This window comes from Pigmentiphaga sp. GD03639, assembly GCF_029845405.1.
In the GTDB taxonomy this organism is placed as follows: domain Bacteria; phylum Pseudomonadota; class Gammaproteobacteria; order Burkholderiales; family Burkholderiaceae_B; genus Pigmentiphaga; species Pigmentiphaga daeguensis.
Genome location: NZ_JAOCLR010000002.1, coordinates 321,101 through 341,249, shown reverse-complemented (window position 1 = coordinate 341,249; position 20,149 = coordinate 321,101). Strand labels below are relative to the sequence as shown.

The following is a 20,149-nucleotide window of genomic DNA, read 5'->3' as shown; positions in this document are numbered from 1 at the left end:
GCGGTTTCCTGGGTCTCGGGAAACTATCTTGAACTGAAGCACGGTTGCTACCGCTGGCAGCCAGCGAAGCACCGGCGCCACATCCCAAGACCGCGGTACTAGACCCAGGATGCGGTGGATCCGGCTCCGCCGGTCCACCCGCATCGCCCCCTGGGGGGCGCGCGAAGCGCGTAGGGGGGAGCCCCTTAAGCTCCATTTAAGACAAGCGCTCCACCATGACGCCATGTTCCATCACCTGGCAGAGGAGCCCTCCATGAACACCCGCAAATTCTCCGCTTCGCATCTGGCCGTCGCGCTGGTTGCCGCCGGCGTGTTCGGCGTAGCCGGCGCCACCGCGTTCCAGCGCGTCTCCACGACGCAGGCCATGCCGGTCTCCGCCGCGACCGCCCAGGCTGCCGCGCCCGTGGGGGCGGTGACGCCGCCCGATTTCTCGCAGATCACGCAGCGCTACGGCCCGGCCGTGGTCAACATCAGCGTGACCGGCACCACCAAGGTATCGGACGACGACGGCGATCCGTTCGCGCAATTCTTCCGCGGCTTCCCCGGCTATCCCGGCGGTGGCGGCGGCACGCATAGCGTGCCGATGCGCGGGCAGGGTTCCGGCTTCATCGTCAGCCCCGACGGCATCATCCTGACCAACGCCCACGTGGTGAAGGACGCCAAGGAAGTCACCGTCAAGCTGACCGACCGGCGCGAGTTCCGCGCCAAGGTACTCGGCTCGGACCCCCAGACCGACGTCGCCGTGATCAAGATCGACGCGCGCAACCTGCCGGTCGTGGTCGTGGGCAATCCCAACGACCTGCGCGTGGGCGAATGGGTGCTGGCCATCGGTTCGCCCTATGGCCTGGAGAACACGGTGACGGCGGGCGTGGTCAGCGCCAAGGGCCGCTCGCTGCCCAACGACGGCTCGGTGCCGTTCATCCAGACCGACGTCGCCGTCAATCCGGGCAACTCGGGCGGGCCGCTATTCAACTCGCGCGGCGAAGTGGTCGGCATCAACTCGCAGATCTACAGCCAGACCGGCGGCTATCAAGGCCTGTCGTTCGCCATTCCGATCGACGTGGCGGCCAAGGTCAAGGACCAGATCGTGGCGCATGGCGAGGTCCACCATGCCCGCCTGGGCGTCACCATCCAGGAAGTCAACCAGGCGCTGGCCGACTCGTTCAAGCTGGACTCGCCCACCGGCGCCCTGGTCGCCAACGTGGAAAAGGGCAGCCCCGCGGACAAGGCCGGACTGAAATCCGGCGACATCATCCGCAAGATCGACGGCAAGCCCGTGGTGGCCTCGGGCGACCTGCCCGCGGTGATCAGCCTGGCCACGCCGGGACAGGACGTCAAGCTGGAAGTCTGGCGCAATGGATCGCCGCGCGACATCGTCGCCAAGCTGGGCAGCGCCAAGGCCGAAGCCACGGCCAGCGCCGATACGCGAGGCGATGCCGCGCACGGCCGGCTTGGCCTGGCCCTGCGGCCGCTCACGCCGCAGGAACGGATGGCCGTCGGCGACAGCGGTGGACTGGTCGTCGAGCAGGTGGGCGGCCCGGCCGAACAGGCCGGCATCGAGCCCGGGGACCTGCTGCTGTCGCTGAACGGCGTCCCGGTACAGAGCGTCGACCAGGTTCGCTCGCTGATCGCGAAGTCGGGCAAGAACGTGGCGCTGCTCGTGCAGCGAGGCGACGCCAAGATCTTCGTGCCCGTGCAGCTCGGCTGATCGCCAGCCCCTCGCATCGCCCCGCGACTGGCCGCTGCTCAGCCAGCGGCCAGCTCCTTGCGATAGCGGTTCAGGTCCTGCACGGTCGCGAAGCTGCGGCCGAGCAGGGTCGACATGGTGTGCAGGATGCGGTCGGCCACCTTGCCTTCCCATTCCCGGTCGAACTGGATCTGGTCGTCCAGCCAGCGGTCGAGCCAGCCCGGCTCGGGCAGCCGGGATTGCACGGTGTCGTTGGGGAACAGGCTTTTGTTGACGTGCAGGTTCGTGGGGTGCAGCGCCTGCGAGGTGCGCTTGGCCGAGGCCATCAGCACGCCGATCTTGGCGAAGGCCGCGCGCGCCTGGTCGGCCAGTTCCTTGCCGCGCTCGGTCAGGGCCCGCCTCATGTAGCGCAGGTAAGCCCCCGCATGGCGGGCCTCGTCCTGCGCGATGAGCTTGTAGATGGCCTTGATGACCGGCTCGCTGTGCCATTGCGCCGCGCGGCGATACCAATGGTTGAGCCGGATCTCGCCGCAGAAGTGCAGCGTCAGGGTCTCGAGCGCGGGCGCGGCGTCGAACTCGAAGCGCACGTGGTGCAGTTCTTCCTCGGTCGGCAGCATGTCGGGGCGGAAGCGCTTCAGGTATTCCTGCAGCACCAGCGAGTGCTTCTGCTCTTCATAGAACCAGATCGACATGAACGCGCTGAAGTCGCTGTCCTCGCGGTTGTCGCGCAGGAACATCTCGGTGGCCGGCAGCGCCGACCACTCGGTGATCGCGTTCATCTTGATCGTATGCGCCTGCTCGTCGGTCAGCAGACTGGCGTCGAACTGGTCCCACGGCACGTCCTTCCCCATGTCCCAGCGCACGGACTCCAGGGATTTGAATAGTTCCGGGTACAGCATGATGGGCCCTTGTATGGAAGCCGGCAGCTTGAGCGTTCCAAGTCGCCGGAAGGTCGGCGAACGATACAGGGGGCGTCTTACCCCCGCATGACACACTCCTTCCAGATCCGGCCGGGCGTGGCGCGGAAGGCGCCTGTAACAGAACTTACAGGACCGGATGCAGTGCGGGCCGCTCGCGCGCCCGCACCACTTGGGGAAGGAGGCTGCCGGCCCAGATGCCGACGAAACCCGCCAGCAGTCCCGCCAATTGTGGCGGAAAATCCTCCGCGGCAAAAGCCCTGACCAGCAGCCAGGCCGCCACGCCCATCACCGAGGACAGCAGCGCCCCCTGCGTGGTCGCCCGCCGCCAGTACAGCCCCATGAGCAGCGGCACGAAGGCCCCCACGAGCGTAACGGTGTAGGCGCCGGCCACCATCTCGTAGATGCTGTCGGACGTGCTGAGCGCGAACGTCAGCACGCACAGTCCGAACAGCACCACGGACACGCGCATCGCGCGCAGGAAATGCTTGTCGGACATGCCGGGCAGGAAGTGGCGCAGGATGTTCTCGGCGAAGGTGGTGGAAGGCGCCAGCAGCGTGGCCGAGGCGGTCGACATGATGGCCGACAGCAGCGCGCCGAAGAAGAACACCTGCGCCAGCGTGGGCATGCGCTCGAGTATGAAGGTGGGCAGGATCTTCTGGGGGTCCTCCTGCAGCAGCGAGCCGACCGTGTCCGGCATCACGCTGAAGGCGGCCACGCCGATGTACATGGGGATGCAGGCGAACATCAGGTAGAGCAGCCCGCCGATGACCGGACCGCGCCGGGCCGTCGTCACGTCCTTGGACGACATCACGCGCTGGTAGACGTCCTGCTGGGGAATGGAGCCCAGCATCATCGTGACCAGCGCAGCGAAGAAGAACAGTATGTCGTGCGTCGTGGCGGGCGGCAGGAAGTTGAGCAGGTCGCGGCTGGTCGCCTCGTGCACGACCACGCCCACGCCGCCGGCCAGGTCGGTGGCGAAATAGGCGATGGTGAACAGGCCGGCCACGATCACGATCATCTGGAAGAAATCGGTCAGCGCGACCGACCACATGCCGCCGAACAGCGTGTAGGTCATCACGATCAGGGTGCCGATGATCATGCCGCTGGTCTGCGAGAACACGCCGGGATCCAGCATGTGGAACACCAGTCCCAGGGCCTTGACCTGCGCGGCCACCCAGCCCAGGTACGAGATGATGATCGCCAGGCTCATGATGACCTCGACGATGGGGCCGTAGCGCTCGCGGTAGTAGTCGCCCAGCGTCAGCAGGTTGTGCCGGTAGAGCCGCGCGGCGAAGAATACGCCCACCAGCACCAGGCACATCGAGGCGCCGAAGGGATCCTCGACCACGCCGCCCAGCCCTTCCCGCACGAACACGGCCGACACGCCCAGCACCGCCTCGGATCCGAACCAGGTGGCGAAGGTCGTGGCGACCACGATGAACAGGGGCAGCGACCTGCCGGCCACCGCGTAGTCGGCTGAGTTCGACACCCGGCGGGCGGCGACCACGCCGATGCAGATGGAAACCAGCAGGTAGAGCAAGACGAACCAGAACACCATGATGCCGAGCCCACCCGGGAAAAAAAGCCAAAACCGCGCGAGTATCGCACAGCGGGCCAGGGCTTTCCAGGTCCGTCGGGGCGGGAGTCACGGCATGTGGGCATGGGCGCCACGGTGGGGGCCGGAGCGTCGCGGCCGGCATCCCCGGGCAGGTTCAGAAGCACAGATACAGGCCCAGGAGGCCGAGCCCCGTGAAGAATCCCCGGCGGAACGCCGCGGGGCTGATGCGGTGGCGCAGGTACTGGCCCGCCCACATGCCCGCCATGGCCGGCACCAGGGCCACCAGGGAAGCCGCCATCTGCTGGTAGCCCAGCGCGCCGCCGCGCGCCAGCGCCACGGCCAGAGCCAGCGTCGAGACCGTGAAGGCCATGCCCAGCGCCTGCACCAGCTCGTCCTTGGCCAGGCCCAGCGCCTGCAGGTAGGGCACGGCGGGAATCACGAACACCCCCGTGGCCGCGGTCACCGCGCCGGTCGCCAGGCCGGCCAGCGCGCCCAGCCGGCGCTCGGCGCCCGGCGGCACGCGCAGTTGGAAGGCCATCAGGCCGAAGGCCGCGTACAGCACCAGGGCCACGCCCAGCGCCCGGACCGCCCAGGATTGGGACCCCGTACCGGCCAGCGCCGCCGTCAGCCAGGTGCCGGCCACCACCCCCGCCAGCAGGGGCCACAGCCGCCTGGCCAGGTGCACGAAGCGGCCGCCGGCGGCCAGTTGCCAGACGTTGGTCACCATGGACGGCACCACGAGCAGCGCCGCGGCCTGCGCCGGGACCATGGCCAACCCCAGCAGCCCCATGGCGACGGTGGGCAGGCCCAGGCCGATGACGCCCTTCACGGCGCCAGCCACGAAGAAGGTACCCAGGATAAGCAGGATCAGGGGCCAGCTGGCCGCGGAATAGAGAGAGAGCAAGGAGTCCATGGCGCCATGCTGCCGCAAGCCGCGCCGGCTGGAAATGCGGATTGCGCCGATCCAGCCTTCGGAAAATCCTGAACCAGGCCCCGGGCTACCTCGAGACCGCCCACAGCGCCACGGCCACGCCCACCGCCAGCACCGCCGCGATCACCGCCATCAGGCGATTGGTCTGCTGTTGGGCGGCCCGCAGCCGCTGCAGCTCGGCCAGGGTATCGGCGGAACGATCCGGACGGGCCAGTTGATGGTGCACCAGGCGCGGTAGCTCGGGCAGCATCTGCGCCCATTGCTGCGACTCGCGCCGGAGGTTGTTGCGCAGCGCCGCCCAGCCAACGCGCTCGTTCATCCAGCGCTCGAGATAGGGCTTGGCCGTCTTCCAGAGGTCCAGCGAGGGATCCAGTTCGCGTCCCAGCCCTTCGACGTTGAGCAGGGTCTTCTGCAGCAGCACCAGTTGCGGCTGGATCTCGACGTTGAAGCGGCGCGAAGTCTGGAACAGGCGCAGCAGCACCTGCCCCAGCGAGATCTCGGCCAGCGGCCGGTCGAAATAGGGCTCGCAGCAGGCGCGGATCGCCCCTTCCAGCTCTTCCTCGCGCGTGCCGGGCGGCACCCAGCCGGACTCGATGTGCAGGCGGGCGACCTGGCGGTAGTCGCGCCGGAAGAAAGCCAGGAAGTTCTGCGCCAGGTAGTTCTTGTCGAACTCGGACAGCGATCCGACGATGCCGAAATCGAGCGCGATGTAGCGCCCCAGCGTGCGCGGATCGTCCGACACGTAGATGTTGCCCGGATGCATGTCGGCGTGGAAGAAGCCGTCCGCGAACATCTGGGTGAAACAGATCTCCACCCCGTCGCGCGCCAGCTTCTTCAGGTCCACGCCGGCCTCGACCAGCCGCGCGGCGTGGTTGACGGGTATGCCGCGCATGCGCTCCATCGTGAAGATGGACGACGAGCAATAGTCCCACATCACTTCCGGCACGATCAGCAGGTCGCCGCGCGGCCCGCCCGGGGCGAAGTTGCGGCGCAGCTGGCTGCAGTTGGCCGCCTCGCGCAGCAGGTCGAGTTCATCGTGCAGGTATTTGTCGAACTCGGCCACCACCTCGCGCGGCTTCAGGCGCCGTCCGTCGGCCGAGATCTTCTCGATCAGCGTGGCCGCCGCCCGCAACAGCCGCAGGTCCTTGTCGATCACCGGCGCCATGTTGGGCCGCAGCACCTTCACCGCCACGTCGCGGCCGTCCTTGAGCACCGCGAAGTGCACCTGCGCAATCGAGGCCGAGGCCACCGGCTCGCGCTCGAAGCTGGCGAACAGTTCGTCCGGATGCCGGCCCAGCTCCTTGCGGATGCTGGCGATCGCCACCTCGGACGGGAATGGCGGCACGCGGTCCTGCAAGCGCGCCAGTTCGTCGGCGATGTCCGCGGGAATCAGGTCCCGCCGCGTCGACAGCACCTGGCCGAACTTGACGAAGATGGGGCCGAGCGTCTCCAGCGCCAGGCGCAGCCGCTCGCCGCGCGGCGCATGCAGCTTGCGGCCCAGCCTCATCACGACCAGCAGGCGCTCGGTCCAGGGGTGCTGGATGCCGGAGATCACGAGTTCGTCCAGGCCGTAGCGGAAGCTGACGAACATGATGCGGATCAGGCGCAGGAAGGTGAACATGGCCTAGCCCTCCGCGCCCAGGCGGGCTTCCAGCCGGGCCAGCCGGGCCCGCAGGTGCTCGACCCGCTTGCCCGCGCGCTCGGCGTCGTCGCGCAGGCGCCGCACCTCGCCCCCCCAGGCTTGCAGGGCATGCGAGGACGCGACGGCGCCGCTTTCCTCGGTCAGGTACTCCGCCACGTTCTCGGCCAGCCGCCAGGCGCCGGCGCGCAGCCCGCCCGCCAGGCCGCGCGCCGTGCTGACCAGGCGGGCGGCGGGAATGTCGCCCACGATCCCGGCCAGGTCTTCCTCCACGTCCCACCGCAGGTCCCGCGCCAGGTCGCCCAGCACGTGGGCCAGCGCCGCGTCGCCCTCGATGCGCACCGCCCCCATCCTGCGGGCGGCATCGCCCGACAACAGTTCCGGCAGCCTGCCGCCATCGACGGTCAGGGTCACGTCGGGCATGGCATCCGCGACGGCGGCCTCGACCAGGCCTTGCGGGGTGATCGTCAGCGTCACGTTGAAGGCACCGGCGGCCAGGCGAGCCGTCTTGCCGGCATGCGGGCGCAGCCGCTCGCGGGCCCAGGGCTCGCGCAGCAGCAGCGTGTCGAGCGCCCGGATGGCGACGGCGGAAGGGTACGGCAGGGACACGGGCATAGGATGGAAGGCGGAAACCTGTAGGGAGAATCGACCGGCAATCCGGCCTGCCAATGAAAAACGCCCGTCCGAGGACGGGCGTTCCACGGGGTTCGACCCCGCAAGTTTACCGGGTGGCGCGCCGGCGCGTTACCGGTTGTGCTCCTGCACCGGGATCTGCTGCACGCCCGCGAGCAGCCAACCGCCGTCGTTGGGCTTGAACAGGTTCCAGACTTCCTCGAAGCGGAACGCCTCGGTGCCGGGGGCCTCGCGCAGCATGCCGGAGAAGCGGACGCTGGCGAGGTGGCCGTCGGAGACGGTCTCGATGCCGAGCAGTTCGGCGTTCAGCAGCACTACCTCGGTCACGTTCTGCCCCTGGCGCTGGCCGATCTGCTGGCTGAGTTCGGCCAGCAGGTCGTCGGTGACCAGGTCGCGCAGTTCGTTCACGTCGCCGCGGTCCCAGACACCTTGCAGCTTCACGAAGTAGCTCTTGGCGTGGCTGAGGAAATTCGCGGTGTCGAAATCGCTGGGAATGCCCCACTCGCCGGTAGGCGCGGCACCCGTGGCCGCCGCGGAGGCGGCAGGCGCGGCCGCCGGCGCGGCGTTCACCGGCGCCACCGATTCGCGCGCCATGGTGGCAGGCGGGTCGTTGCGCTGCTGGAAGCGGCTGTTGCCCGCGCCCTGGAGCGCCGGCTGCTGACCGACGCCGCGCAGCCGGCGAACGATGAACAGCACGGCAAAGACGGCCAGCGCGATGAGCAGCAGGCTGCCGATGAACTCGGCCGCGGCCGCGCCCAAGCCCAGGTGCGACAGCAGCGCCGCCAGGCCCAGGCCGGCGGCGATGCCGGCGATGGGGCCCAGCCAGCGCGACATGCCGCTGCGCGCGGCGGTGGCGCCGGCGGCGGCCCCCGCGGCGGCAGGCGCCGCCGACGGCGCGGCCTGCTGGTTCTGCTGGGGCGTACGCGCGGGCGGCGTGGCCTGCCGCTGCGTCACGTTGCTGGACTGGCGGCCCATGCTGCCGCCTCCGCCCAGGCGCTTGGCCAGGGCGTCATGCGAGACGCCCAGCATGGCCACGGTCGATACGGCGATGACCAGCGCCGGGATGAACCTGGAAAAAAATCGTCGGGACATTGTGTGGATTCTCCTGTAATCAATGTCGTGGCGCCGCCCTGCCGGCCCCGATGCCGGATTTGCCGGGCAGCGCGGACGCCATTGCTGCCAGGTCGGGATGCCCGGCGCCGCGACGTCCCCGCAGACGGGCGGTCGTAGCAGCCTTTCCTGACAATAAGCTGAAATTTAACGGACTATGGCGCAAATCGCCAGTCGGAACGCCCCGGATTCGTGAAGGAATTTGAAACAGCGGGCGCTACAGCCGCACGCCCTCGTGCAGGGCGACCACCCCGGCGGTCAGATTGAAATATTGGACACGCGCCAGGCCCGCCTGTTCCAGCATACCGGCCAGGGTGTCCTGGTCCGGGTGCATGCGTATGGATTCGGCCAGGTAGCGGTAGCTGGCCTCGTCCTGGGCCACCTTGCGCCCCAGCCAGGGCAGGATGTTGAACGAATACCAGTCGTAGGCCGCCCGCAGCGGCTTGGCGACCCGGGAGAACTCCAGCACCAGCAGCTTGCCGCCGGGGCGCAGCACCCGCGTCATCTCGGCCAGGGCCCGGTCCTTGTGGGTCATGTTGCGCAGCCCGAACGCCACCGAGACGCGGTCGAAATAACCGTCGGGGAAAGGGAGCTTCTCGGCGTCGCAGACGGCGGTCGGCAGCATCAGCCCCGCGTCCAGCATCCGGTCCCGGCCCACCCGCAGCATGGAATCGTTGATGTCGGTCAGCCAGACCTCGCCGGTGGGCCCGGCGCGCCGGGCGAAGGCCTTGGCCAGGTCGCCGGTGCCGCCCGCGATGTCCAGCACCTTCATGCCCGGGCGCACGCCGGCGCGGGCCACGGTGAAGACCTTCCAGGCCCGGTGCAGGCCGCCGGACATCAGGTCGTTCATGACGTCGTAGCGCGCGGCCACCGAATGGAAGACCTCGGCCACCTTGCGCGCCTTGTCCGCCTCGGCCACCTGCTGGAAGCCGAAATGGGTCGTGCCCGGCGGCGTGGTGCCGCCGGCCGGCGCGGGGGAGTGCTGCTTATCGCTCATTGCTTACCTTCACGGCGTACTTCGGTTGTTGCCATTCCGTCCCGGGGCTCGGGGTCCCGCGATGCGCCCGCCGCCTCCAGGGCGGCGAGGTACTCCGCCCACAGGCGGTCCTGGTCGCGGCCCAGCGCATAAAGGATGTCCCAAGAGTAGATCCCGGTCGAATGCCCGTCGGAGAACGTGGGCTGGACCGCGTAGTTGCCCACCGGCTCCAGGGACACGAGGTCCACGTCGCGCTTGCCCACCTGCAGCGTCTCCTGGCCCGGCCCGTGGCCCCGGACCTCGGCGGAGGGGCTGTAGACGCGCAGCAGTTCGAAGGGCAGGCGGAAGCTGCTGCCGTCGTCGAACGCGACCTCCAGCGTCCTGGACTGCCGATGCACGACGATGTTGGTGGGAAGAGGGGTATTCTTGTCCAGGCCGGCCATGTTGTTCTCGCGTAAGGACTCCATGGTAGCCGATGGGGGCCGCCGCCGCGCCGGGCCCCCGCCGGGAGCCGGATCATGTCACATACCTGAAACAATACCGCCATACTATGGACATGCTTCAGCAACCCAACCGGCATACCCATGTCCAGCACTATTTTAGTCGTCGAAGACGAACCGGCCATCCAGGAGCTGGTCTCGGTCAACCTGTCCTTCGCGGGCCACAAGGTCCTGCGCGCGGCCGATGCCGAACAGGCCCAGACCCTGATCCGGGCCGAACTCCCCGACCTGATCCTGCTCGATTGGATGCTGCCCGGCACCTCGGGCGTATCGCTGGCCCGCAAGCTGCGGACGGAAGAGCGTACCAAGGCCGTTCCGATCATCATGCTCACGGCCAAGGGCGCCGAGCAGGACAAGGTCGACGGCCTGGAGGCGGGCGCCGATGACTACATCACCAAGCCGTTCTCGCCCAAGGAGCTGATGGCCCGCATCAAGGCCGTCCTGCGGCGCCGCGCGCCCCAGCTCACCGACGACCTGATCGACGTCGCCGGGCTGCGCCTGGATCCGGTCACCCACCGGCTCAACGGCAACGGCGTGACCCTGAACATCGGTCCCACCGAGTTCCGCCTGCTGCACTTCTTCATGACCCACCCCGAGCGCGTGTTCTCGCGCTCGCAACTGCTGGACCAGGTGTGGGGCGACCACGTCTTCGTCGAAGAGCGCACGGTGGACGTGCACATCCGGCGCCTGCGCAAAGCACTGGAGCCCAGCAAGCACGACGGGCACGTGGAGACCGTGCGCGGCAGCGGCTACCGGTTCACGGCGCATCCTGTAGGCCAATAACCCTCTGCGCGTGACGCGCGCCCGGCATGGGGAGCCCCCCAGCCGCCATGCGGCGGCCCCCCGAGGGGGCCGGGGCCCGCGGGGCTCTACTTGCGGACCGGCAAGCCAGATCCGCCGTGCCCTGGCAAACTCATACGAAAAACATACAAGACGGCAGAGTCCGGGCTCCGGGCAATGCGACAATCCGCTCCATGGTCTGGATACGCAACCTCATCGTCGTCCTCTTGTGGGCCGGCCTGGCGGCCCTCACGCGGCCGATCACGGGCCGCTTCGGCTGGGCCGTCTTCAGTTTCGGCCTGGGCACGCTGCTGGTCTGGCACATCTGGCAGCTCTCGCGCGTCACGCGCTGGACCAATGACCTGCAGCGGCCACCGCCGCCCTCGGCCGGCTCGTGGGACGAGGCCCTGGCCCGCATCTACCGGCACCTGCGCAACCAGGAACGCCAGCTGGCGATGCTGGAAGGGAACGTGCAGGGCTTCTTCGCCGCTGCCCAGGCGCTGCCCGACGGACTGGTCACGCTGGACAAGGAATTCCACATCGACTGGTGCAACCGCATCGCGCGCCAGCACCTGGGCCTGCGCCTGCCGGCCGACCGCGGCCAGAACCTGCTCAACCTGGTGCGGGCCCCCGAGTTCGTGGACTACGCCCGTCAGGAGGACTGGCCCGCGCCGCGCCTGGTGCGCAGCCCCGGCGGCGGCGACCGCCTGCTGATGGTGCAGCTCATTTCCTACAACAAGCACCAGCGCATGCTGCTGACGCGCGACGTGACGCAGATCGAGCGGCTGGAGACCACCCGCCGCGACTTCGTCGCCAACGTCTCGCACGAGCTGCGCACGCCGCTGACGGTGCTGTCGGGCTTCCTGGAAACGCTGCGCGACATGCCCACCGAAGCGCTGAGCGACGAGCAGCGCGAACAGTACATGAAGCTGATGCTGGACCAGGCCCAGCGCATGCAGGCCATCGTGGCCGACCTGCTGACCCTGTCCACCCTGGAGTCGTCCCCCACCACCGATCCACAGCCGGTGAACATGCCCGCGCTGATCGAGACGGCCCTGAGCCAGGCCCGCGCCCTGTCGGGCGGCCGCCACGAGATCGTCGGCGAGATCGACGAAGGCCTGGACATCCTGGGCACCGGTACCGAAATCGCGTCGGCCATCTCCAACCTGCTGATCAATGCCGTGCGCTACACGCCCGAGGGCGGCCACATCACGGTGCGGTGGCGGCGCGACGCCGACGGCGATGCTCGCTATTCCGTGAAGGACACCGGCATAGGCATCGCCTCGCACCATCTGCCCCGCCTGACCGAGCGCTTCTACCGCGTGGATCGCAGCCGGTCGCGCGAATCGGGCGGCACGGGGCTGGGACTGGCGATCACCAAGCACATCGCCATGCGGCACGACGCCGAACTGGAGATCGCCAGCGAGCTTGGCCAGGGCAGCACCTTCGCGCTGCATTTCCCCGACAGCCGGGTGGCGTAGGGCCTGTTCCCGCTAAAAGGAGGCCCGCATGCCCACCCAGACGCGCGCCTGGCAAGGCGCGAAGCACAGTCGTGGCGGGACCACGACGAGCATTCGCAACGCAGTCAGGGGTGCGTTTGGGTGGGCACCCTACGGGCAGGCGGGGAATGCGAATCGGGAACGCGGCGGCTATTCGGCCAGCGTGGTCAGGCGCTTCTCCAGCGCGCGCATTTCTTCGTAGCCCATCAGCTTCATGATGTCCTCGATGCCCACCAGCAGGTCGGGACGATCGACGGGCTCGCCGCTTTCCATCACGCCGCGCATGGCCTGCAGCGCATGCTGCATGGCGTGGATGGCGGCGGCCGGCAGCATGCGCGGCAGGCTGATGCGCTTGACGCCCAGCGCCTTCAGGCGCGGCAGCGGGATCAGCGGCGTCGTGGGCCGGCTGCGTATGCCGAACCCCATGTTGACGGTGACCGGGATGCCGGCGGCATCGACGATGCGCTTGATGTCGTCCTCGGTGCGCACCGCGTCGGGAAACAGCATATCGGCACCGGCCGCCGCATACGCCTTGGCTCGGCGCACCGCGCCCTCGATGCCTTCGATGGCCAGCGCGTCGGTGCGGGCGATGATGACGAAATCATCGTCGCGGCGCGCCAGGCAGGCGGCCTCGATCTTCTTCAGCATCTCGGCCTGGCTGACCACGTCCTTGCCGGGCATGTGGCCACAGCGCTTGGGACTGACCTGGTCCTCGAGATTGACGCCGGCCACGCCGGCTTCCTCGAACATCCGCACCGTATGGAACACGTTCACCGGATTGCCGTAGCCGTTGTCGGCATCCGCCGTCAGCGGAATGGACACCGAGCGGGCCAGGTTGCGGCAATGGTTGACGTTCTCGGTCAATCCCATGACGCCGATGTCGGCGATGCCCAGCAGCGCGTTCGAGATGGCGGCCCCGCTGGTGCAGGCGGTCTTGAACCCGGCGGCCTCGACCAGCCGGATGCTGTACCCGTCGTACACCCCGGGCGAGACGATGAACGTCTCGTTCTTGAGCAACTCCCGGAACTTGCGGGGACTGTTCATGCGATGACTCCGAAATGGTCAGTGTTTCAGGTGCCCGTCCCGGCCGCCCGCCCTCCCCGCCTCCGGGCGGCGTCGGATTCGTCCCGGTCCGCGAGATGGGTGAACAGGTGCCGGGCCGCGCGTTCGATATGCGAGCGCATCAGCGACTCCGCCAGTTCCGCATCGCGCGACTTGATCGCGCGCAGGATCTGCCAGTGCTCGGCATAGGCGTCCTCCTTGCGTTCGAGCACGGTCCCGGAATGCCGGCGGTACACGCGCAGCAGGTGATAAAGGTCCTCGCACAGCGCGTGGATGATGCGGTTGTTGCCGCTGGCCCGCACGATGCGCTCGTGGAAATCGAATACCCGGGGGCCGGACGACTCGCCCCGCTCCTTGCGCAGCTGGCGCTGCCTGTCCTGCTCCAGTTCGGCCAGCAATTGCGCCACTTCCTCGTCGCTCATGCGCTGGGTGGCCAGGCTGCAGGCCACGCCTTCCAGCGCCATGCGCATCTGGAACAGCTCCAGCGCGGACTCGGCCGATAGCGAGACGACCCGCGCCTTCTGGTAGGGCTCGCGGGTGACCAGCTGGATGCCCTGCAGGCGGCGCACCGCTTCGCGCACCGGCCCGCGGCTCACGCCGAACTCCTGGGCCAGCGCCACTTCGTTGATGACGCTGCCGGGCGCCAGCCGGCCCTGGTAGATCGCGTCCAGCACCTGCTGGAACACCGCATCGGCCAGCGGCCCCTGGGCGTCCTCCCTGTTGATGAAGGTCTCGGCTGATTCGTCCATAGTGTCGACAGATTATCAAAACGGTTTTAAAAGTGTCAACTCTTTTGCATGGGCCGGGTTTGCATGGAGTATGCGTTCCACCCCGAACAGCGGCCCATCAATCAAGCCATATTTACAGAGAATATCAGCTGACTCCATGGTTTATCGCAAGGCGGCCACCGTACACCGCCAGCTTCCCATCGGCGCCAAAGTGTTGACATTTAACAAATGGTGCTCATAAGATTCATACCATAGCAAAGCCGCAAGCATTTTCGCCGCCCCGCCCATGATCCGTACGCTTTCCTTCCGATCCGCCACGCTGCACATCGCCGACCTCGCTGCCGTGGCGCAGGCGGCGGGCAAGCGGCTGGTCGACTATCCCTACGTCGTGCGCGTGCTGCTGGAGAATCTCGCGCGCAACCGCGCATGGGGCCGGCCCGTCGCCGAAGGCGACCTGCGCGCCCTGCTCGACTGGCAGGACCACATCGGCGCCGACCTGCCGCTGCACGTGGCGCGCGTGATCCTGCCCGACTCCAGCGGCCTGCCGGCGCTGCAGGACCTGGCGGCCCTGCGCGATGCCGTCGCGGCCCGGGGCGGCGACGTTTCCACCGTGGACGCGCGCGTGCCGGTGGACCTGATCGTCGACCACTCGCTGCAGGTCGACCACTGGGGCGGCAGCGACGCGGCCGAACGCAACCTCGCCCGCGAGTTCCAGCGCAACGCCGAACGCTACCGCTTCCTGAAGTGGGCCCAGCAGGCCTATGCCGGCCTGCGCGTATTCCCCCCGGGCACGGGCATCATTCACCAGGTCAACCTGGAACACATCGCCCCGGTGGTCTGCCGCGCCGAGCGTCCCGACGGCACCTGGGCGCATCCGGACTTCGTCATCGGCGGCGACTCCCACACACCCATGGTCAACGCGCTGGGCGTGCTGGGCTGGGGCGTGGGCGGCATCGACGTCGAAGCGGCGCTGCTCGGCCAGGCCTACACCTTCCCCGTGCCCCGCGTGGTGGGCGTGCGCCTGCACGGCCGCATCCCTCCCCCGGCGCTGACCACCGACGCCGCGCTGCTCATCACCGAAACGCTGCGTCGCGCCGGCGTCACCGCCTGCGCGGTCGAATTCTTCGGCCCCGCGGTGGCCGGGCTCACGGTGCCCGAACGCGCCACCATCGCCAACATGGCGCCGGAATACGGCGCGACCTGCGGCTACTTCCCCATCGACGACCAGACCCTGTCCTACCTGCGCGCCACCGGCCGCCCCGAGGAACAGGTCGCGCTGGTCGAGGCCTATGCGCGGGCCAACCACCTGTTCCGGGACGCCGATGCCGCCGTCCCGGCCTACAGCCAGGTCGTCGAGATCGACCTGGATAGCGTGCTGCCCGCCATGGCGGGACCGCGCCGGCCCCAGGACCGCCTGCCGCTGTCGCGCATCGCGGAAGACTTCCGGGCCCGCCTGCCGCGCGCGCTGGCCGATGGAGGCTTCGCCGCCGCACCGGCCTCCGGCGCCGGCACGATGGACCACGGCAGCCTCGCACTAGCCGCCATCACTTCGTGCACCAACACCTCCAATCCCGTCGTCATGCTGGCGGCCGGCATCGTCGCCCGCAAGGCGGTCGCGCGCGGACTCCAGCCTCCGGCATGGGTGAAGCGTTCGCTCGCGCCCGGTTCGCGCACCGTCACGCGCTACCTGGAAGAGGCGGGGCTGCTGGCGCCCCTGGCCGCACTCGGCTTCCACCTGATCGGCTACGGCTGCACCACCTGCGGCGGCAAATCCGGCCCGCTCGTTCCCGAAGCCGCGCGCGAAATCGAACAGCGCGGCCTGGTCGCGGCGGCGGTGCTGTCGGGCAATCGCAACTTCGAAGGCCGCATCCACAAGCTCATCCGCGCCAACTACATCGGCGCGCCGCCGCTGGTTGTCCTGTACGCGCTGGCCGGCCGCATCGACGTCGACCTGACGCGCGACCCCATCGCCACCGATCCGGCCGGCGTTCCCGTCTACCTGCGCGACCTGTGGCCGACCCCCGAGGAAATCGCGCAGGCCATGCCGGTCGCCACACGGCGCGAGATCTTCGTCGACACCTACGAGGCCCGCGCCGCCGGCGGCTCGCTGTGGGACACGCTGGAAGCGCCCACCGGCCCGCTCTTTCCCTGGGACCGCCAGTCGCACTACTTGGTCGAACCTCCTTTCTTCCGCCAGGCCGGCGCCGCGAAAGGCCTGGACCAGTTGGAACGCGAGCTGCAAGGCGCCCGCGTGCTGGCCGCCTTCGGCGATTCGCTCACCACCGACCACATTTCCCCCGGCGGCGAGATCCCCGCCGACACGCCCGCCGGCCGCTACCTGACCCAGGCCGGCGTGGCGCCGGCCGACTTCAACACCTACGTGGCGCGGCGCGGCAACCACGAGATCATGGCTCGCGCCACCTTCGCCAACATCCGCATCAAGAACCTGCTCGTGCCCGGCACCGAAGGCGGCGTCACCATCCACTTTCCCGGGCACACCCCCTGCACCATCTTCGACGCGGCCCGCGCCTACCGCCAGGACGGCATCGCCACCCTGATCCTGGCCGGCAAGGAATACGGCACCGGCAGCAGCCGCGACTGGGCCGCCAAGGGCTCCGCGCTGCTGGGCGTGAAGGCCGTGCTGGCCGAGTCCTTCGAACGCATTCACCGCGCCAATCTGGTGGGCATGGGCGTGCTGCCCCTGTCCTTCCTGCCCGGACAAGGATGGCGCCAGCTGGGCCTGACCGGCGCCGAAAGCTTCAGCTTCCAGGGGCTGGCCCGCGGCGTCATGGACGGCACCCCGATCACGGTGGAAGCCGTCGGCCCCGACGGCATCATCCGCTTCCAGGCGCAGGCCCAGGTCCTGACCCAGGCCGAACGCCAGCTGATGCAGGACGGCGGCATCCCGGCCAGCGTCCTCCGCGCCTGCCTGGCCCCCAAGGACACCACCCCGGACTTCAACGAGGAAACGCAACCATGAACCTGGACCTCGTCCTGGCCAACGCCAGGATCCTGCTGCCGCAGCGCGGCCTGACGCCCGGCCAGATCGGCATCAGCCAAGGGCGCATCGCCGTCATCGCCGAACCCGGCGCGCAGCTGGCGGCGGACGAGACCGTCGACTGCCAGGGCCTGTGCGTGCTGCCGGGCGTCATCGACCCGCACGTGCATTTCGGCTTCGGCTCGCCCGAGACCGACTTCGAGACCGAGTCGCGCACGGCGGCCCTGGGCGGCACCACCTCGGTCCTGTCGTTCCATCGCTCTCGCGACATCCGCGAGTCGTTCCAGGCGGCCCACGACCGGGCACTGGCGCAAAGCTGCATCGACTTCGGCTTCCACTTCGGGCTGACCAGCCACCTGCACGTCGAGACGCTGAAGGAAATCTCCGAGCGCTTCGGCGTCTCGTCCTACAAGCTCTACATGATGTACAAGGGCGCCGCCGGCCTGGCCCAGGGCTTCACCGACATCGACGACGGCCTGTTGTTCGCCGCGCTGCGCGAGACCGCGCGCATCCCGGGCGCGATCCTGGGCGTGCACTGCGAGAACGTGGAAGTGATTCCGCTGCTGCGCGATCCGCTGCGCGCCGCCGGGCGCGACGACCTGAGGGCGTGGAACGAGCAGAGCCCCGACTACCTGGAAGCCGAGAACGTGCACCGCGTGTGCTACTTCGCGTCCAAGACCGGCGCCGCCGTCAACATCGTCCACCTGAGCAGCGGCGAGGCCCTGGACGAAGTCCGGCGCCATCGGCGCAACCGCAATGCCCCGCCCATCCACGTCGAAACCTGCCCGCACTACCTGTTCCTGACGGACGAGAGTCCCGCCGGCACCTATGCCAAGGTCAACCCGCCCGTGCGTGGCCAGGCCGACGTCGACGCCATGTGGGAAGGCGTGCTGGACGGCTCGGTCACCACCATCGGCTCGGACCACGTGCCGCGCAAGCGCAGCACCAAGGACAAGGATATCTGGGCCGCCAGCAACGGCTTCCCGGGCACCGGCATGATCCTGCCCATCCTGCTGCACGAGGGCTACCACCGCCGCGGCGTGCCGCTGGAGCGGCTGATGGAAGTCGCCTCGGCCAACTCGGCCCGGCACTACAACATGCCGTCCAAGGGCGGCATCGAGGTCGGCAAGGACGCCGACCTGCTGGTGGTCGACCTGGACCTGGAGAAGACCGTGGACCCGGCCACGCTCGAATCCTATGCCGACTATTCGCCCTACGAGGGCATGACGCTCAAGGGCTGGCCGGTGCGCACGCTGGTGCGGGGCCGCACCGTGGCCCTGGACGGCAAGATCACCGATGAAGCGCGCACCCGGCCCGGCGGCCGCTACCTGCGGCGCCTTTGATACCCCAAGGAAACGACATGAGCCAAACCAAACGCATCTGGGACGACTTCCTGACCGAACGCGACCAGCAGGTCCTTGCCGTGGCCGGCTACGGCAAGCGCGGCGGCTTCGGCACGCGTCCCGCCCTGTTCATCATCGACGTCCAGTACAACTTCTGCGGCGATACCCCGCAGGACATCCTGGAAGGCCTCAAGCAGTACCGCACCCATTGCGGCAAGGAAGCCTGGGACGCCGTCGCGCACATGGTGCCGCTGCTGGAACTGGCGCGCGAGAAGAACATCCCCGTGTTCTACACGGAAAGCGCCCGCCGCCCCGACCTGCTCGACAGCGGCGTGCAGGTCGGCAAGAACCATCGCGGCGGGGAAAAGACCGTGCTGGCCGATACGCACGCCACCCGGACCGTCGAGGCGCTGGCCCCGCGCCCGCAGGACATCCGCATCACCAAGACCAAGCCGTCGTGCTTCTTCGGCACGACCTTCATGAGCCATCTGAACTTCCTGGACGTCGACACGCTGATCCTGGTCGGCTGCACCTCGTCGGGCTGCCTGCGCGCCACCGCCGTGGACGCCTACTCGTACAACTTCAAGGTGATCATTCCCGAAGAAACGGCGTTCGACCGCTTCCAGGCCAGCCACGCGATCAACCTGTTCGACCTGAACTGCAAGTACGCCGACGTGATTCCCTCGAGCGAGGTCCGCGACTACCTGGCCACGCTGCCGGTGCGCCAGGGCGGCGGCTCGGCCGGCTGAGCGGACCAGGCATGCCGTCCGCCACGTCCGCCGCCCCCATCCCGGTCTACCTGCTGACCGGGTTCCTGGGCAGCGGCAAGACCACCCTGCTCGCCCGGCTGGTGCACAGCCGCGAATTCGCCGACACCGCCGTGGTCATCAACGAGTTCGGCGAGGTCGGCCTGGACCACGTCCTGGTCGGCCAGTCCAGCGAGGACGACATCGTGCTGCTGGACTCGGGATGCCTGTGCTGCGCCAGCAACAACTCGCTGCAGGAAACGCTGGAGTCGCTGTACTACCGGCGGCTGCGCGGCGAGATTCCGGCGTTCTCGCGCATCGTGGTCGAGACCTCGGGGCTGGCCGAACCGGCCCCGCTCATCAACGCCCTGGCTTCCGACGCCTCCATCGCGCGCCACGTGCGGCTGGCCGGCGTGATCACCACCATCGATGCCGAGCACGGCGCGGCCACGCTGGACGAATACGAAACCGCCGCCACGCAGCTCGCGGTGGCCGACCTCGTGGTCCTGACCAAGACCGACAAGGTCGCGCCCGAGGCCGCCTCGGCCATGGCCGGGCAACTGCGCCGGCAGGCGCCCGGCGCCCCGGTCCTGCGCGCGGATCGCGACGGCCTGCAAGAGCGGACCGATCTCTTCCAGGCCGCGGACCGCCGGACCGTGGCGCCGGGCCAGTTCGGGCTGGAACGTCCGCGGGCCTGGACGCGGCTCGCCCACGTCCTGCGCTACGGCATCGCCTCTCACGTGATCCGGGCCGATGGCCCGGTCGACTGGGCACGCTACGCCGCCTGGGTCGACTACATGCAATCACGGCTGGGCGAACGGCTGCTGCGCGTCAAGGGCATCCTGCTCATGGAAGACGGCGCCCACTACGCCATCCACGGCGTGCGCTATGTCTTCAGCCCGCCGCGGCCGCTGGACGGCGAAGTACCCGGCGACCTGTCCGGCGTGCTGGTGCTCATCACCCGCGACGCCGACGAGGAGGAGCTCGCGCTTGCCGCCGCCGTGCTCGACGGCGGCGCCTGACCCCAACCCTCGCTTTC

17 protein-coding genes are annotated in these 20,149 nt (G+C 68.8%); 7 read left to right on the top strand and 10 right to left on the bottom strand.

From position 1 onward, the window contains the following. The first annotated feature begins 253 nt into the window (after nucleotides 1-253). Complete coding sequence (locus N5K27_RS03580; RefSeq protein WP_279814708.1) at nucleotides 254-1,708, top strand: DegQ family serine endoprotease; 1,455 nt, start codon at nucleotides 254-256, stop codon at nucleotides 1,706-1,708. A gap of 38 nt (nucleotides 1,709-1,746) precedes the next feature. Here the strand turns inward: N5K27_RS03580 and N5K27_RS03575 are convergent, their stop codons facing one another. The 8 genes from N5K27_RS03575 to N5K27_RS03540 all read right to left on the bottom strand — a co-directional run bounded on the left by N5K27_RS03575 (nucleotide 1,747) and on the right by N5K27_RS03540 (nucleotide 9,897). Beyond that, nucleotides 1,747-2,586: a ferritin gene (locus N5K27_RS03575; protein ID WP_087836773.1), complete on the bottom strand. Its 840-nt coding sequence runs from the start codon at nucleotides 2,584-2,586 to the stop codon at nucleotides 1,747-1,749. Between the two features lie 145 nt (nucleotides 2,587-2,731). Further along, a complete protein-coding gene (locus tag N5K27_RS03570; RefSeq protein ID WP_087836772.1) occupies nucleotides 2,732-4,165 on the bottom strand; it encodes a sodium:solute symporter family protein in 1,434 nt (477 codons plus the stop codon). 154 nt (nucleotides 4,166-4,319) lie between these two features. Further along, entirely contained in the window at nucleotides 4,320-5,078 is a 759-nt protein-coding gene (locus N5K27_RS03565) for a sulfite exporter TauE/SafE family protein (protein WP_087836821.1), read from the bottom strand. Nucleotides 5,079-5,163: 85 nt separating this feature from the next. Then, nucleotides 5,164-6,717, bottom strand: a complete 1,554-nt coding sequence (gene ubiB, locus N5K27_RS03560) for a ubiquinone biosynthesis regulatory protein kinase UbiB (protein WP_087836771.1) — start codon at nucleotides 6,715-6,717, stop codon at nucleotides 5,164-5,166. A 3-nt stretch (nucleotides 6,718-6,720) separates the two neighbouring features. Then, on the bottom strand, nucleotides 6,721-7,350 hold the full coding sequence (locus N5K27_RS03555; protein WP_087836770.1) for an SCP2 sterol-binding domain-containing protein: 630 nt from the start codon (nucleotides 7,348-7,350) through the stop codon (nucleotides 6,721-6,723). Between the two features lie 129 nt (nucleotides 7,351-7,479). Beyond that, a complete protein-coding gene (locus N5K27_RS03550; RefSeq protein ID WP_279814702.1) occupies nucleotides 7,480-8,460 on the bottom strand; it encodes a TIM44-like domain-containing protein in 981 nt (326 codons plus the stop codon). Nucleotides 8,461-8,695: 235 nt separating this feature from the next. Further along, nucleotides 8,696-9,475, bottom strand: a complete 780-nt coding sequence (ubiE, locus tag N5K27_RS03545) for a bifunctional demethylmenaquinone methyltransferase/2-methoxy-6-polyprenyl-1,4-benzoquinol methylase UbiE (RefSeq protein WP_087841594.1) — start codon at nucleotides 9,473-9,475, stop codon at nucleotides 8,696-8,698. Beyond that, nucleotides 9,472-9,897 carry a DUF971 domain-containing protein gene (locus tag N5K27_RS03540; RefSeq protein ID WP_087841593.1) on the bottom strand — a complete coding sequence of 142 codons (426 nt, stop codon included), beginning with the start codon at nucleotides 9,895-9,897 and terminating at the stop codon, nucleotides 9,472-9,474. Before N5K27_RS03540 ends, ubiE begins: the two co-directional genes overlap by 4 nt. A gap of 141 nt (nucleotides 9,898-10,038) precedes the next feature. Between N5K27_RS03540 and phoB the strand changes: the two genes are divergently transcribed. Then, the gene (gene phoB / locus N5K27_RS03535; RefSeq protein WP_087841592.1) at nucleotides 10,039-10,737 is read left to right on the top strand and encodes a phosphate regulon transcriptional regulator PhoB; all 699 of its coding nucleotides are present in this window, start codon (nucleotides 10,039-10,041) and stop codon (nucleotides 10,735-10,737) included. A gap of 191 nt (nucleotides 10,738-10,928) precedes the next feature. Continuing rightward, nucleotides 10,929-12,215, top strand: coding sequence for a phosphate regulon sensor histidine kinase PhoR (gene phoR / locus N5K27_RS03530; protein ID WP_132979103.1), 1,287 nt, complete (start codon nucleotides 10,929-10,931; stop codon nucleotides 12,213-12,215). 168 nt (nucleotides 12,216-12,383) lie between these two features. Here the strand turns inward: phoR and N5K27_RS03525 are convergent, their stop codons facing one another. Together N5K27_RS03525 and N5K27_RS03520 are read right to left on the bottom strand one after the other, a co-directional pair. After that, a complete protein-coding gene (locus N5K27_RS03525) occupies nucleotides 12,384-13,277 on the bottom strand; it encodes an isocitrate lyase/PEP mutase family protein (RefSeq protein ID WP_087841590.1) in 894 nt (297 codons plus the stop codon). Nucleotides 13,278-13,303: 26 nt separating this feature from the next. Further along, nucleotides 13,304-14,044 carry a GntR family transcriptional regulator gene (locus N5K27_RS03520; protein WP_087841589.1) on the bottom strand — a complete coding sequence of 247 codons (741 nt, stop codon included), beginning with the start codon at nucleotides 14,042-14,044 and terminating at the stop codon, nucleotides 13,304-13,306. 265 nt (nucleotides 14,045-14,309) lie between these two features. Here N5K27_RS03520 and acnA point away from each other — a divergent pair, with 265 nt between their 5' ends. Genes acnA through N5K27_RS03500 form a run of 4 tightly spaced genes read left to right on the top strand, consistent with a single transcriptional unit; the run spans nucleotide 14,310 to nucleotide 20,132 of the window. Beyond that, complete coding sequence (gene acnA, locus N5K27_RS03515) at nucleotides 14,310-17,003, top strand: aconitate hydratase AcnA (protein ID WP_279814694.1); 2,694 nt, start codon at nucleotides 14,310-14,312, stop codon at nucleotides 17,001-17,003. Continuing rightward, nucleotides 17,000-18,364, top strand: a complete 1,365-nt coding sequence (locus N5K27_RS03510; protein WP_279814693.1) for an amidohydrolase family protein — start codon at nucleotides 17,000-17,002, stop codon at nucleotides 18,362-18,364. Before acnA ends, N5K27_RS03510 begins: the two co-directional genes overlap by 4 nt. A 17-nt stretch (nucleotides 18,365-18,381) precedes the next feature. Continuing rightward, a complete protein-coding gene (locus N5K27_RS03505; RefSeq protein ID WP_087841586.1) occupies nucleotides 18,382-19,113 on the top strand; it encodes an isochorismatase family protein in 732 nt (243 codons plus the stop codon). Between the two features lie 11 nt (nucleotides 19,114-19,124). Next, a complete protein-coding gene (locus N5K27_RS03500) occupies nucleotides 19,125-20,132 on the top strand; it encodes a GTP-binding protein (RefSeq protein WP_279814690.1) in 1,008 nt (335 codons plus the stop codon). The last annotated feature ends 17 nt before the right edge of the window (nucleotides 20,133-20,149 follow it).

Coding starts and splice junctions, on each gene's coding strand:
- N5K27_RS03580 (WP_279814708.1), top strand. CDS start 254: ATGAACACCCGCAAATTCTCCGCTTCGCATCTGGCCGTCGCGCTGGTT.
- N5K27_RS03575 (WP_087836773.1), bottom strand. CDS start 2,586: ATGCTGTACCCGGAACTATTCAAATCCCTGGAGTCCGTGCGCTGGGAC.
- N5K27_RS03570 (WP_087836772.1), bottom strand. CDS start 4,165: ATGGTGTTCTGGTTCGTCTTGCTCTACCTGCTGGTTTCCATCTGCATC.
- N5K27_RS03565 (WP_087836821.1), bottom strand. CDS start 5,078: ATGGACTCCTTGCTCTCTCTCTATTCCGCGGCCAGCTGGCCCCTGATC.
- ubiB (WP_087836771.1), bottom strand. CDS start 6,717: ATGTTCACCTTCCTGCGCCTGATCCGCATCATGTTCGTCAGCTTCCGC.
- N5K27_RS03555 (WP_087836770.1), bottom strand. CDS start 7,350: ATGCCCGTGTCCCTGCCGTACCCTTCCGCCGTCGCCATCCGGGCGCTC.
- N5K27_RS03550 (WP_279814702.1), bottom strand. CDS start 8,460: ATGTCCCGACGATTTTTTTCCAGGTTCATCCCGGCGCTGGTCATCGCC.
- ubiE (WP_087841594.1), bottom strand. CDS start 9,475: ATGAGCGATAAGCAGCACTCCCCCGCGCCGGCCGGCGGCACCACGCCG.
- N5K27_RS03540 (WP_087841593.1), bottom strand. CDS start 9,897: ATGGCCGGCCTGGACAAGAATACCCCTCTTCCCACCAACATCGTCGTG.
- phoB (WP_087841592.1), top strand. CDS start 10,039: ATGTCCAGCACTATTTTAGTCGTCGAAGACGAACCGGCCATCCAGGAG.
- phoR (WP_132979103.1), top strand. CDS start 10,929: ATGGTCTGGATACGCAACCTCATCGTCGTCCTCTTGTGGGCCGGCCTG.
- N5K27_RS03525 (WP_087841590.1), bottom strand. CDS start 13,277: ATGAACAGTCCCCGCAAGTTCCGGGAGTTGCTCAAGAACGAGACGTTC.
- N5K27_RS03520 (WP_087841589.1), bottom strand. CDS start 14,044: ATGGACGAATCAGCCGAGACCTTCATCAACAGGGAGGACGCCCAGGGG.
- acnA (WP_279814694.1), top strand. CDS start 14,310: ATGATCCGTACGCTTTCCTTCCGATCCGCCACGCTGCACATCGCCGAC.
- N5K27_RS03510 (WP_279814693.1), top strand. CDS start 17,000: ATGAACCTGGACCTCGTCCTGGCCAACGCCAGGATCCTGCTGCCGCAG.
- N5K27_RS03505 (WP_087841586.1), top strand. CDS start 18,382: ATGAGCCAAACCAAACGCATCTGGGACGACTTCCTGACCGAACGCGAC.
- N5K27_RS03500 (WP_279814690.1), top strand. CDS start 19,125: ATGCCGTCCGCCACGTCCGCCGCCCCCATCCCGGTCTACCTGCTGACC.